The organism is Enterobacter sp. ECC-019, assembly GCF_043974075.1.
GTDB classification, from domain to species: domain Bacteria; phylum Pseudomonadota; class Gammaproteobacteria; order Enterobacterales; family Enterobacteriaceae; genus Enterobacter; species Enterobacter asburiae_D.
Genome location: NZ_CP143759.1, coordinates 3676492 through 3688565, shown reverse-complemented (window position 1 = coordinate 3688565; position 12074 = coordinate 3676492). Strand labels below are relative to the sequence as shown.

At 47.5% G+C, this 12074-nt stretch carries 9 protein-coding genes, 1 tRNA gene and 1 pseudogene; 5 read left to right on the top strand and 6 right to left on the bottom strand.

From position 1 onward, the window contains the following. Positions 1 to 340: 340 nt before the first annotated feature. Positions 341 to 1279, bottom strand: coding sequence for a LysR substrate-binding domain-containing protein (locus V1566_RS17525; protein ID WP_395304130.1), 939 nt, complete (start codon positions 1277 to 1279; stop codon positions 341 to 343). A gap of 141 nt (positions 1280 to 1420) precedes the next feature. On the opposite strand from V1566_RS17525, the gene V1566_RS17520 reads away from it, so the two are divergent. Further along, positions 1421 to 1810 carry a RidA family protein gene (locus tag V1566_RS17520; protein WP_395304129.1) on the top strand — a complete coding sequence of 130 codons (390 nt, stop codon included), beginning with the start codon at positions 1421 to 1423 and terminating at the stop codon, positions 1808 to 1810. A 429-nt stretch (positions 1811 to 2239) separates the two neighbouring features. On the opposite strand, the gene V1566_RS17515 is transcribed toward V1566_RS17520, so the two are convergent. Further along, complete coding sequence (locus tag V1566_RS17515; RefSeq protein WP_395304128.1) at positions 2240 to 2917, bottom strand: helix-turn-helix domain-containing protein; 678 nt, start codon at positions 2915 to 2917, stop codon at positions 2240 to 2242. A 238-nt stretch (positions 2918 to 3155) separates the two neighbouring features. Between V1566_RS17515 and V1566_RS17510 the strand changes: the two genes are divergently transcribed. Genes V1566_RS17510 through V1566_RS17495 form a run of 4 tightly spaced genes read left to right on the top strand, consistent with a single transcriptional unit; the run spans position 3156 to position 7847 of the window. Beyond that, entirely contained in the window at positions 3156 to 3755 is a 600-nt protein-coding gene (locus V1566_RS17510; protein ID WP_395304127.1) for a fimbrial protein, read from the top strand. Positions 3756 to 3799: 44 nt separating this feature from the next. Next, complete coding sequence (locus V1566_RS17505) at positions 3800 to 4447, top strand: molecular chaperone (RefSeq protein WP_395306013.1); 648 nt, start codon at positions 3800 to 3802, stop codon at positions 4445 to 4447. 8 nt (positions 4448 to 4455) lie between these two features. Next, positions 4456 to 6882, top strand: coding sequence for a fimbria/pilus outer membrane usher protein (locus tag V1566_RS17500; RefSeq protein ID WP_395304126.1), 2427 nt, complete (start codon positions 4456 to 4458; stop codon positions 6880 to 6882). After that, entirely contained in the window at positions 6879 to 7847 is a 969-nt protein-coding gene (locus V1566_RS17495; protein ID WP_395304125.1) for a fimbrial protein, read from the top strand. Before V1566_RS17500 ends, V1566_RS17495 begins: the two co-directional genes overlap by 4 nt. 277 nt (positions 7848 to 8124) lie before the next feature. Here the strand turns inward: V1566_RS17495 and V1566_RS17490 are convergent, their stop codons facing one another. From V1566_RS17490 to V1566_RS17475, 4 genes and pseudogenes are all read right to left on the bottom strand, one after another. After that, positions 8125 to 8964 carry an MBL fold metallo-hydrolase gene (locus V1566_RS17490; protein ID WP_395304124.1) on the bottom strand — a complete coding sequence of 280 codons (840 nt, stop codon included), beginning with the start codon at positions 8962 to 8964 and terminating at the stop codon, positions 8125 to 8127. A gap of 311 nt (positions 8965 to 9275) precedes the next feature. Then, positions 9276 to 9583 (bottom strand): annotated as a pseudogene (locus V1566_RS17485) (Arm DNA-binding domain-containing protein); the annotation flags it as partial. 46 nt (positions 9584 to 9629) lie between these two features. Further along, positions 9630 to 9705 (bottom strand) — tRNA-Asn (locus tag V1566_RS17480). A 164-nt stretch (positions 9706 to 9869) separates the two neighbouring features. Beyond that, entirely contained in the window at positions 9870 to 12059 is a 2190-nt protein-coding gene (locus V1566_RS17475) for a TonB-dependent siderophore receptor (RefSeq protein ID WP_395304123.1), read from the bottom strand. Positions 12060 to 12074 lie beyond the last annotated feature (15 nt).

The following is a 12074-nucleotide window of genomic DNA, read 5'->3' as shown; positions in this document are numbered from 1 at the left end:
ACGTTGAGCGACCCCGTTTTGTGATGAATGTCACACGGAATGCAATTAATAGATTTTGTCGATCAATTAATGCTGAATGATAGTTATGTATTATTGATATTAATAATTATATTTAGCAGTGGAATACATAAGAGGAACCAGTAGGAGAGGGGGATTCCGGTAGCGCGATAATTAACGGATTCAGTAAAGAAATCATGCTGTAATCGTAACGCTCAGACCTTCAAATTTCGTGGTCTTACCCGAGACGTTTCGCTCCAGCGGCAGATCGGGAAAGGGATAAAGCTTTTGTACTCTGGATTTGGAAAACGGGAAGAGATAAGCCAATGCGCTGAAGAGTGAATCAGGGGCTGGGATGGAGTGACTTATTATTGGAATCAGGGACATGCTGCTGCATCAATTCAACGATCCAATCAATAAAAACGCGCAGTTTGGCGTTCACATGGCGGTTCGGGGGAAATGCCAGGTACAGGGGCATTGGATTAATACGCCAATCTTCAAATAGCGGAATCAAGGAGCCACAAGCCTGATGTGCTGCCGCCATATAGACGGGTAGCGCAATCACGCCTAATCCCGCTAGCCCTGCTTCGAGGTAGGCGTTGCCATCATCCACTGCAAGCACATAGCTGGCCTTGATTTCAATATGTTCACTCTCACCGTGCAGTACCAGAGGATCAATCTTACCTGTGCGTGAGGACAAGAATCCCACTATGCGATGGTCCGTGTTTTCCAGCTCTCGCGGGTGCGCAGGGACGCCGAGGCGTTCCACATAGCTCGGTGCGACGTAAACGCCGATTTGCAAATCGCCGACATGGCGTGCGATCAGGGACTGGTCATTTATTTCGCCGCCCCGCAGGACGCAATCCACATTATCGCCGATCAGATCCACCACCCGGTCACTTACGCCCATGTCGAACTGTATATCAGGGTAGCGTGCGTGAAAAGCCAGTAGCGCGGGTATCAGCACCAGGCGGGCGAGAGGAGTGGGCACATCTACCCGTAGCCGTCCCCTGGGCGTCATCGCCGAACTGGACAGGCTGTTTTCAGCATCTTCCATGTCCGCCAGCAGGCGGATGACGCGCTCGTAGTAGACCGCGCCATCAGGAGTGACGCCGAGCCTGCGGGTAGTGCGATGGAGCAGCCTGACGCGCAGGCGCGCTTCCAGCTGCTGAATAAGCTGCGTCACCGTGGTTTTGCTCATATGAAGCGTCTGGGCAGCCTTTGTGAAACTGCCTGCCTCCACCACGCGAGCAAAGGCGCGCATCGCATCGAAACGATCCATCCCTTGTCCTCTCTTTTCACCGATTGTTTGGATATTACAAACAATGATGGACAAAGTCGCTTGTTTATCCGCCCGATCTGGCACCTGTAAAGTGTCTTTATGTTCACCGGGCAGATTTCGCCCCATTACAAAGGTGTAAATATGACGACACGCGAAGCTGTTTTTCCCTTCGGACGACATGCGCTCTATGAGCGTAATCGGTATTCACCCGCCATCAAATCTAACGGATTCCTGTTTGTTTCGGGGCAGGTTGGCAGCCGGGAGGATGGTTCGCCTGAAGAGGACCTCAACGCGCAGGTCCGACTGGCATTCGATAACCTCAACGCTGTTCTTACGGCTGCGGGCTGCACGTTCAGTGACGTGGTTGACGTTACCCTCTTTGTCGTCGATCCCGAGTCAAACCTCGACGCTATCTGGAGTATCCTGCCAGAATATTGGGGGGAAGCGCCTTACCCGACGCTGACCGGGATCGGCGTGACGTGGCTGTATGGATTCCAGTTTGAGATTAAGGTGATTGCCAGGCTGCCCTAGCGTTACGGGTCTTTTCGCCAGTCGAAAGATAAGGTAGTGTTTCCAGTTAGCCAGAACGCCCCCTGTTTTGGTGTTGTGTTCATACCCGAGCCAGTGCTAGTGGGCTTTACTGCCGACAAAATAGGTATAGGTGAGCAAACACGCGGTCACAATGAACAGTAACGCTGGCCATAAAAACCTCAAAAGGGGACATTATTCATCAATTCAACTAATTAGAGGCATCACCTGGTTGAGGATATTATGCGCCAGGTGATGGAGTCGGATCATGCCGCGTTTGATTATCAGATATAAAATATCAGGCAGGGCGAATTAATAAATAAGTCAGTTCAGGGCATTGGCGCTTAACTCTTGTTTATTATAATGGTGGATGATTTGTACTTTTCTTACATCGGGATGCCCTTGTTGAACGTGTGATTTTGCGCCATGAAATTACTTTGATTTAGCGTGAAACATATTGAGATGGGCAGGGAGATTGACAATATCCATCAACACGCCGCGTGAGAGGTGAATATATCCATCAGCTTTGAGCTTTGACAAAATACGCATTATCCCGCTACGCGAGAGAAAGGAACGGTCCATAATATAACTTGCCGCAGTCACGTTGATTCTTAATTCAGTTGGTTCATCCATTAAATCAAGAAGATGGCTACGAATGATTTCATATGCGGACAGTTGAGAGACCGTCAGGCAATAGGCGTAAACTTTAGCTGCCGTATAATCCTGGAGCGTGGCTAAAGATTGCCAGAGATGATATTGTTCGACGGTTTCGTAAAATTTCATTTGTGGAATCAGCAATAACTTTGAGGTCTCTTTGGCTCTGGCATACAGGTGTCGGGAATAAGACAGTCGAATATTGGCGCCAAAAATAAAGGGAGCGTTTTCAGCATTTAACACGATACCATCACTGACTCGGAAAAGCTCCACACTGCCCTGAAGTAAAATGATGCAGTGACGCTCATTACTTTGCGTCAGGCTAATATGTCGCCTCTTGGGTATCGTGATGGTCTTACTTTTATCCACAATGGATTGAATCAACTTTTCTATGTCTTCCGTGGGCTTGGCGATGTTTTGTAATATGTCATCTCTAAGTGTTTTTTTGCTATACATCGTTATCATATCCTTTAAAAACAATGAGTTAATTATATCCCAATAGAGTTGGCTGGCTAAGTATGTTGTTTAATTCAGTCCAGATGTAGACTAACTGAATCTTGTGGGGTGATTCTTACTGTATTAAATTATGTGGGTAAAATACACCCGCCAGATAATATCAGTCAATATTATTTTACTGATATAGATGAACATATCCCCTCCCTTATATTTCAGGAGGGGTGGGGTATTATTATCTATGCCGATAAATACGACTTTGGTTTCACATTTATTCGTTTTAGTCATTGAAGTTCAGACTCCAGAGGTGGATATGTTCAATTCAGACGTGAGTAAAAAAGTAGCATTAACTTTATTCGTGCTTTGCTCATATGGCGCGATGGCTGCAGATGGCGAGATAAAATTTACAGGCAGTATTATCGATCAAACCTGTAGCATCGATAGCATGTCTCATAATCAGACGATACAGTTAGGTAAAATCGCGAAAAATGCGCTGAGTGGTTTTGTAGGCGCGAAAGCGGCAGCGACGCATTTTAGTTTAATTGTTAAATCGTGCCCGGAAACTATTACCGGAGCCACTGTTAAGTTCGATGGCGACGGCGATAGCCTTTATCCCAACTTACTGGCATTAGATGCCGGGAGTGAGAAAGCGACAGGCGTTGCTGTACAGATTGCGGATAAAACAGGGAAAGAGATTCCGCTACACTATTCCTCTAGCGAATTTCCTCTAACAACGGGAATAAATACGCTTGATTTTACGGCGCGATATGTTTCAACGGCGAGTACGGTGACAGCAGGCAGTGCTAATGCTACAACGCAATTTACCATCATCTATAAATAATAAATGAAGGTTCGTGAGGTAATTGATTGGGAAGATATATAGTGATGCTTGTAATGATACTACTTACAGCTAGTGTACAGGCGGGCGTTGTTATTGGTGGAACACGAATTATATACCCGGAAGATAAAAAAGCCGTCTCGTTAACCGTCATGAATAGCAACACATCTGGCGTTTATCTAGTTCAAAGCTGGATTGAGTCAGATGAGCCAGGGAAGTTGTCGCCATTTATTATTTCACCACCGCTTTTTCGCATCGGCTCGGGGGAAGAAAATATACTGCGCATTGTATTTGTAGGCGGGGTATTACCACAAGATCGCGAATCGGTATTCTGGTTAAACGTGAAATCTATTCCCGCCGTGGAAGATAACTCGTTGTCGGATAATGCATTACAGATGGTCGTGAAATCGCGCATTAAGCTGTTTTATCGGCCTGCCGAACTACCTGGTACGCCAGAATCATGTTGGCAAAATTTACAAGTGAGCCATGAAGGTAAACGACTGATTATTAAAAACTCTGGGGCTTATTATGTTTCGCTCTATTCTTTGCGAGTTGATGGCAAAGAATATGATGATGTGAGCATGATTCCGCCGAAAGGGAATGTTGTTCTGACAGTGAAGCAGGCCTCACGGTTAGTCTGGCGAGCTATTAATGATTATGGCGGCATTGCACCGGAGGTTCACCGTCAGTTGTAGGAAATATTATGGCCAGAACATCATATCATCTGGTGATAACCCTCGCGCTACTGAGCCATTGTCCTGGGTATGCGCGGGAGTCATTTAATATACATGCCCTGGAACTGGATAATATCAACCAGGGTGATATTGATATCTCGGCATTTACTCAGGATAATAGCCCGGTGCCGGGGATTTATTTCGTTAAGGTATATATTAATGGCAAATCACAAGGTGAAGCAAAAAGTATTTATTTTGTTAGTTATCATGATGGAAAACTATATCCTCAACTTACTCCTCTGATGCTAAGATATTGGGGGGTTAAGGTTGATGCTTTTACAACGGTGCATGAACAAAATGAAAACACCCCCATTGATAATATTGCAGATATTATCCCAATGGCATCCGTTGATTTTATATTTAACCAACAACGGCTGAATATCAGTATTCCACAGGCTGCCATGTATAATTCTGACCCAGATGCCATCAAGAGTGTTGATTGGAATGAGGGCGTTTCCTCTGTATTTCTGAATTATAATTTTAATGGTGGTCAGGGAGGGGCAATCGACAACAGTAAAAATTATTACGCCAACTTGCAAAGCGGCGTTAATGTGGGGGCGTGGCGTTTACGTAACTACTCAACATGGCAATACGATGATAAATCGGGGGACGACTGGCAATCCATTAGTAGCTATTTACAACGTGATATTGCACTGTTGAAAAGCCAGTTTATTTTAGGTGAGAGTAATTCGTTCGCTGGTATCTTTGATAGCATACCGTTTCGCGGCGCGCAGTTAGCCTCCGATGACAATATGTTATCGGATAAGCAGCGAGGTTTTGCGCCGGTTATTCGCGGCATTGCGCATTCCAACGCGGAAGTGACGGTAAAACAAAATGGCTACACGATTTTGCGAACCTACGTCACACCGGGAGAGTTTGTGCTGAATGATCTCTATCCGATCGCATCAGGGGGAGATTTAACCGTCACCGTACGAGAAGCCGATGGCCGTGAACAGTCGTTCACACAACCTTATGCCGCCACGCCATTGATGCAGCGTGAGGGGCGGCTGAAATATGCGCTCACCATGGGGAAATACCGCAATCGCAGCGATGAACCTGTTTTCGTACAGATGACGGCGATATATGGGCTTTCCCACGGAATGACGTTTTATGGAGGCACCCAGCATAGTGATGGCTATTGCGCTTATGCGCTGGGATTAGGCGCCGGGTTGGGGAGGATTGGCGCAGTGTCGGCTGATATAACGGTCGCGCAGTCGGGGAAAGATAAAGGGGTATCGTATCGTCTGCTGTACTCAAAAAACGTGCAGGCTACCAGAACCAACGTCACTCTTGCGGGGTATCGCTACTCTACGGGCGGGTTTTATACCTTCGGCGATGCGTTGGATCCGCAAGTGAGAAACGCTGGGGAAAATCGTCGCCAGCGGGTGCAACTGGATATCAGCCAGCCAGTGGGCGAGGCAGGGTCGATATTTCTGTCGGCCTGGCAGCAAAGCTATTGGCACCGAATGGGGAATGAACTTACGTTAAGCGGTGGGTGGAACGCTCGTTATCGCGAAATAAACTACAGCATTTTTTATTCTCAAAATAAATCGAATGATAGTGCTTGCAGTCAGGACAAACAGCTCGCAATGAATATCCAGATCCCGCTGACTCGCTTTCTCCCTGATAGCTGGGCAAGCATTAGCATGACCAGTTCCAGGAAAGGAAATAGCCGTATGCAACTGGGAATAAATGGCACGGCATTGGATGATCGGAATTTTAGCTACAACGTTGCGCAGGGGTATACACGCGGTTCAGGGAGCGATGGCAACCTGGGGGGCAGCTATAAAGGACGTTATGGGGAAATTAGCGCCGGATATAGCAATAACAATGATCAACATCAGCTGAATTATGCGGTGAAAGGTGGGATGGTGATCCACCCTTACGGCGTCACATTATCACAACCCCTTGCCGAGCAATTCGCGATAATCAGAACGCCCGGCGCCAAGGGCGTCAGGCTGCTAAATTATCCCGGCGTGATGACCGATAAATGGGGCAACGCAATTGTTCCTTATGTGACGCCTTACCGGAAAAATAACCTTGCATTAAATGTTGAAGAGCTGGATAGCGATATTGATGTTAATTCATCGGTAGCGACAGTTATTCCGACGCGGGGCGCAAGCGTGCTGGCGAATTTCAATACGCGCCAGGGCGCCAGGGCGTTATTGACGCTGACCTATAAGAAACAGCGAATACCGTTTGGCGCTATTGTGACTTCCTCATCGGGAAGCAGCGGTATTGTGGATGATAATGGTCGAGTCTATTTATCTGGTCTACAGCCCAAAGAGCAATTGACGGTAACCTGGGGCAAAGCGCGTTCATGTTTGGCGACGCTAAAACTCCCTCCAGCGGAAAATGAGACAGTACTCCATCTCAGGGAGGTATGTGATCAATGAAATTTCAACGATGCTTTCTTTTGTGGCTGTTGTTAATCATTTTGCTGGCGCTGACGTTAAAAACATATGCTTATTGTTCACCATCTGGAGGCTGGGATAATCGACCGCTGACTTTCAATTTCCCCCTTAAAATTATGGTTGCTGTGGACAAGCCGATCGGCAGTGTGATTTATGAAACGGAGATTACGGAAGATCATAACCGGGTGACTTATGCAATGTGCGTTGGGCAAAACACACGAGGTGTGAAATACCTTAATGGCTGGGTAGCCGATAGCAATGGGATTGCCGAAACAAATGTTTCAGGGGTCGGTATCCGAATCCATTGGGTATACGATGGAAGCGTAGTACAAGTGCCCACGGATCCCTATGCCATGACATGGGGACCGGTATTGGTATGGAAAGAGGGACCTCGATGGAAACTTGAGTTAATTAAAACAGGGCCTATTTCTGGGGGAACATTGAAAACCGGAAACTATGCCGTTTATGGCGTAGGTGGTGTGCTGATTAGTCGGCTTGTTGTCGCTGGAGGTGGGAATATCGTGTCGCCGGGTTGTTCTGTACTTTTATCCAGTATTTATGTTCCTCTGGGAGATCATCTGAAATCGGAACTCGGCAGCTCTGGAAAAACAACGTCATGGCAACCGTTTAATATCCGGTTAATCTGCAATCCAGAAACCCGGATTAATGTGCGTATTGATGCGACCGCTGAGATATCTTCTGTGCCAGGCGTAATGAAACTGGACCCGCAGAAGGGGGATATGTCGGCGACGGGCGTCGGGATTCAGCTTTGGTATAGCCATAACGAGGGACGACCCGTCGAATTTGGGCGGGAAACTTACTATAAAACCGTCCAGACTGGCGGTGGCGAGGTGGTCAGGTTTCAGGCACGATACTATCAGACAGGAAAAAGGGTCACCGCAGGTAAAGCGGATGGTACGGCAATGTTTACGCTTACCTATCGGTAATAGTATTAAACGGTGGTGGTGCTTGAAGTCAACCATCTTAAGTCAATGGAAAATTAGGAAAAGAGAAAGCTGAAACAAGGCTCACGATTATTCCTGGTGCGGAAGTTACTACAGGTATGAATGGTGCTCATGAGTGCCATGATATTCAATTTAAGGAGGATGTCTTTTTACATATATTATCTATATAAAAGAAAAGAGCGCTTAGATTTTTTAAAAATGATTTTTTTAAACTCATGCGCTCTATTCTGCACGATAATTTTTGCGGTTCTCTACAATTTTATCTTACAGGGAAATCTACACTTAAACCAACACCAACTTCTTTAATATCAACATAGCGGGAAAGATGAATCTTGGCAGTAAGATCTGTACAATGGCAAGGATAAAGAGTTTCTGCGGAAAGTGATTTTAGATATTTTCCTGTTTCATCCAATAATTTATTGTCTGCATTCATTAGATGAAAGCCACCTATTACTGAATTAATCTGTGAAACGCCTGTAACCTTTTTAGCATATTCAATGATATTGCAAATTCCGGCATGTGAACAGCCCGTAATAATGATTAGACCTTGTTTCGTTTCTATCACCAGTGCTGAGTCATCAAGCACATAGTCATCTGTTAATTCGCCGTTTACACCAAGTGTATGTCCCACTGGTTCTTGGGCTTCAAATTTGTTAATCCGAGGAACTTGTCCTAAAAAAGTCATATGTTCTGACAGTTTCAGTGGTTCGATGGTACTAACTATTTTAAAGAAATATTCTTTTTCATCCTGACGATGGCTCATGCCAATGGGTTTTGCTTCGAAATATTTAGGCATTAATGCTGCAGGGTGTGCTATGATATCTATTGGCTGTTTGATTTTTTTTATTGTGCGGTCATAGTATTGTATTAAATGATTTAAACCCCATGTATGATCATTATGACCATGTGAAAAGACGATTTTATCAATGGATGTTAGATCGATAGAGAGTAACTGTGCATTTTTAATAAAAACATCAGAATATCCAACATCAAACAAAATTTTTAACTCATCACACTCAATGTAATAGGAAACTCCCGGCTCTCCAATCAGATACTCATCGATAAAAGTATTGTTATCAACTAAGACTGTTAGTTTCATGCGGTTAAAGTCCAATGTCACTTTCCTATATTAGGTATAACAGAATTTTAAAAATCGACTAATAAAAATACCACTCATTCAGCATTGTGTCAAAAAAAGTCAATCTTTTTCGATGAAAATATTACTCTTAAATACATTGTCGGAAAGAGTCTCATCATTAACAGGCTACAGCTGTTCAGCAACTGATTGTCTGGAACAATCAGTTCGTGCTGCGTAGTTTAATTTAAAATAAAATTTTCGACTTCCGCCTGCGGTTTGATCTTTTCCTTTTTTAATTGTATTTGATGTTTTTAACAACAAAAAGAGAAAATAACCTCTGCCTGTTTCTTTGCATTGGGGTCAATACCTTGAGCAAGAAGCCTTTTGGCTTCATCACTGTGTTGTCTTGCAACAGCAAGTGAAACAGCAGGGTAGATTCCTGTGGAGAAAATTTTTGCTTCTCCTGGAAGCGGTAAGCCATCTGCCAGTATTTGGAAACCTTGGGGGTAACGCGAAGGAACATACCGAAGCCATCGGTCAGCTTGTATTCCTTATCGAGGGGTTTGGCGTTTTTTACTTTGGTATTGGTATGGCTTCGAGTGGTTTTTAGTGAACGTGAAAGAAGGTATAACCAGCTGATAGAAATGCAGAAAGCAGACGTCAGTGAACGTCTGCTTTCCTTAATTTGGCTCCTCTGACTGGACTCGAACCAGTGACATACGGATTAACAGTCCGCCGTTCTACCGACTGAACTACAGAGGAATCGTGTGAACGAGGCGCATAGTAGCGACCTCAGTACGCCTTGTCAAAGGGTGAAAACGCACTTTTCGTTCGTTTGCCGACAATTTCAGCAAATCGCTGATTTTATGGCAAATTCGCGTTGAAATTACACAGCAAAAAGCGCCGCCCGCAGGCGGCGCGCAGGATCAGAACAGTACGGAGTAGTTCAGACCAAAGGTACGTCCACGGCCTTTATAGGTATACAGGCCCGGTGCACCGTAAGTTGGGCTATACAGCCCCGGCGCGCGCTGGCCCCAGGCGGTGGTGTAGTCTTTGTCCAGCAGGTTTTCCACGCTGAAGCTGACCTTACCCACCGGCAGGGCGTAGCTGCCCAGGAAGTCGACCGTGTTATAGCCATCGATCTTCTTGCCGTCGGAGTCTGACACGTCAAAGGTCTGCGTGCTCTGCACGCGCAGGGTCCAGTCGCCCGGCGCCCAGTTGACCCATGCGCTGGCTTTCGACGGGCTGGCGCTGTCGACCGTCAGCTTCTCCCATTTGCCGTTTTCGCGGGTTTCAGACTTGATGGCGTTAAAGTTCGCACCGGTGCTCCAGTCGCTGTCGGTGAAGAAATAGTCCACCTGACCTTCCACCCCGTAGATACGACGCTTGTCGTCTTCCAGGTTGATGGTCATATCCGTCTTGTTGATGGTGATGGTTTTATCCGAGAGCGAGTAATACGCCGCAACCTGCGTGCGCAGGTTATCGCCGGTGTAGCGCCAGCCCAGCTCATAAGCGTTGACCTTGATACCGTCCAGCGTCGAGTCGTTCACGTTGACGCTGTTCAGCAGGCGATAGTGACCGTTGCTGAGCTGATAGGTGCCCGAGCCGTAGTACTTCGCCAGGTCCGGAATTTCGAAGCCCTGGGAGAAGTTAAACCACAGCTGCTGCTGTTCGGTCAGGCGACCGAGGATCCCAGCGTTGAACAGGAAGTTGTTGTAATCGGTTTTCCCGCCCGGCACCGCGTCTGCGGAGGTGGCTTTCCCGGTGGCGATGGCCTGCTGCTGGGTGTAACCGACAAAGTCGTCCACCTTGTTTTCGGTGTACTGATAACGCACGCCGCCGCTCAGGGTGATGGCGTCAATGTCGTAGCTGGCCTGCAGGAACGGGGCGAGGTTGGTGATGCTGTAGCCCGGGTAGCGGCCCACGTTGTAGGCGTTATCCAGCTCCATGCCGCCGCTCGCCGCAGCTTTGCTCAGGTTAAAGAACTGCTGGTTGGCATCAAAGGTTTCGTGGTCGGCATCCACACCCCAGGTCAGCGTTAAATCGTCCACTGGCTTACTGTTCAGCGTCAGCTTACCGCCGTAAAAATCGGTTTTCTGCTGTGACGCGCCGATGCTGCTTACCACGCCTTTGGTCAGGGTCGGGAACGGATAATAGGTCAGGCTCTCGTCGCGATAGTAAATCTGCGCGACCAGATCCTGGCCCCAGAAGTCGGTATTGGAGTACTGCAGGTTAATCAGATGGCGTTCGGTACCCGGTACGCGGTCAGAATCAAGATTACCTTTGTTGTAGGCGGTCGCATCCCCCGTTACCGCCGAGAAGTTCTTCCCGAGATACAGCCCATGCTTGCCGTCGGACTCGCTCTTGTAGTACTGCGTCGTCAGCTGCAGCTGCTGGTGATCGTCGATGTTGATGGTGCCTGTCCCCATCACATCGATACGGTCGGAATACTGGAGGCCGGTCTGGGTGTTATCAATAATCACCTCGTCGCCGTTGCCGTCATACCAGCCGCCGTAGCGTTGATACGACACCGACAGACGACCGGAGGCATTGTCATTGCCGCCGCTTACGGCTGCCGACACGTTCTCATCGTGGTCGTTGTGGCTGTTAAATCCGCTCTTGGTCCCGGTCTGGAACTCAACTTCGGTTTCCGGCTGGCCCTTTTTGGTGACGATGTTCACCAGGCCGCCGGTGCTGCCGCCGCCGTAGAGTGAGGTAGCGCCGGAGATCACTTCGATACGGTCAATGTTGAACGGATCGATAGAGTCCAGCTGGCGGCTGTCGCTGCGGGACGAGTTCAGGCGAACGCCGTCCACCATCACCATCATGGAGCGGCCGCGCAGGTTCATGCCGTAGTTGGTACGCCCCTGGCTGCTGACGTCCATGCCCGGGATCAGCTGCGCCAGCACTTCTTTAATCTCTTTCCCGCCCTGAACCTGCTGCTCAATTTCAGCCCGCTCAATGACCCAGGTTGTCTGCGCCATCTCCGCCACGCTGCGGTGCGCGCGGCTGGCGGAGACAACGATATTTTCTTCCTTTTGTTCTTCCGCCCACGCAGAGGTAGAAAGCATTGCAAGCAAGCAAGGATTTAAAACCCAAAGATGAGAACGTTTCATTGTTATGTTGATCCT

What these genes read in the sequence shown, in the direction of transcription:
- V1566_RS17525 (WP_395304130.1), bottom strand. Translation starts at nt 1,279, where the DNA reads ATGGATCGTTTCGATGCGATGCGCGCCTTTGCTCGCGTGGTGGAGGCA.
- V1566_RS17475 (WP_395304123.1), bottom strand. Translation starts at nt 12,059, where the DNA reads ATGAAACGTTCTCATCTTTGGGTTTTAAATCCTTGCTTGCTTGCAATG.
- V1566_RS17490 (WP_395304124.1), bottom strand. Translation starts at nt 8,964, where the DNA reads ATGAAACTAACAGTCTTAGTTGATAACAATACTTTTATCGATGAGTAT.
- V1566_RS17505 (WP_395306013.1), top strand. Translation starts at nt 3,800, where the DNA reads ATGCTTGTAATGATACTACTTACAGCTAGTGTACAGGCGGGCGTTGTT.
- V1566_RS17500 (WP_395304126.1), top strand. Translation starts at nt 4,456, where the DNA reads ATGGCCAGAACATCATATCATCTGGTGATAACCCTCGCGCTACTGAGC.
- V1566_RS17495 (WP_395304125.1), top strand. Translation starts at nt 6,879, where the DNA reads ATGAAATTTCAACGATGCTTTCTTTTGTGGCTGTTGTTAATCATTTTG.
- V1566_RS17520 (WP_395304129.1), top strand. Translation starts at nt 1,421, where the DNA reads ATGACGACACGCGAAGCTGTTTTTCCCTTCGGACGACATGCGCTCTAT.
- V1566_RS17510 (WP_395304127.1), top strand. Translation starts at nt 3,156, where the DNA reads ATGCCGATAAATACGACTTTGGTTTCACATTTATTCGTTTTAGTCATT.
- V1566_RS17515 (WP_395304128.1), bottom strand. Translation starts at nt 2,917, where the DNA reads ATGTATAGCAAAAAAACACTTAGAGATGACATATTACAAAACATCGCC.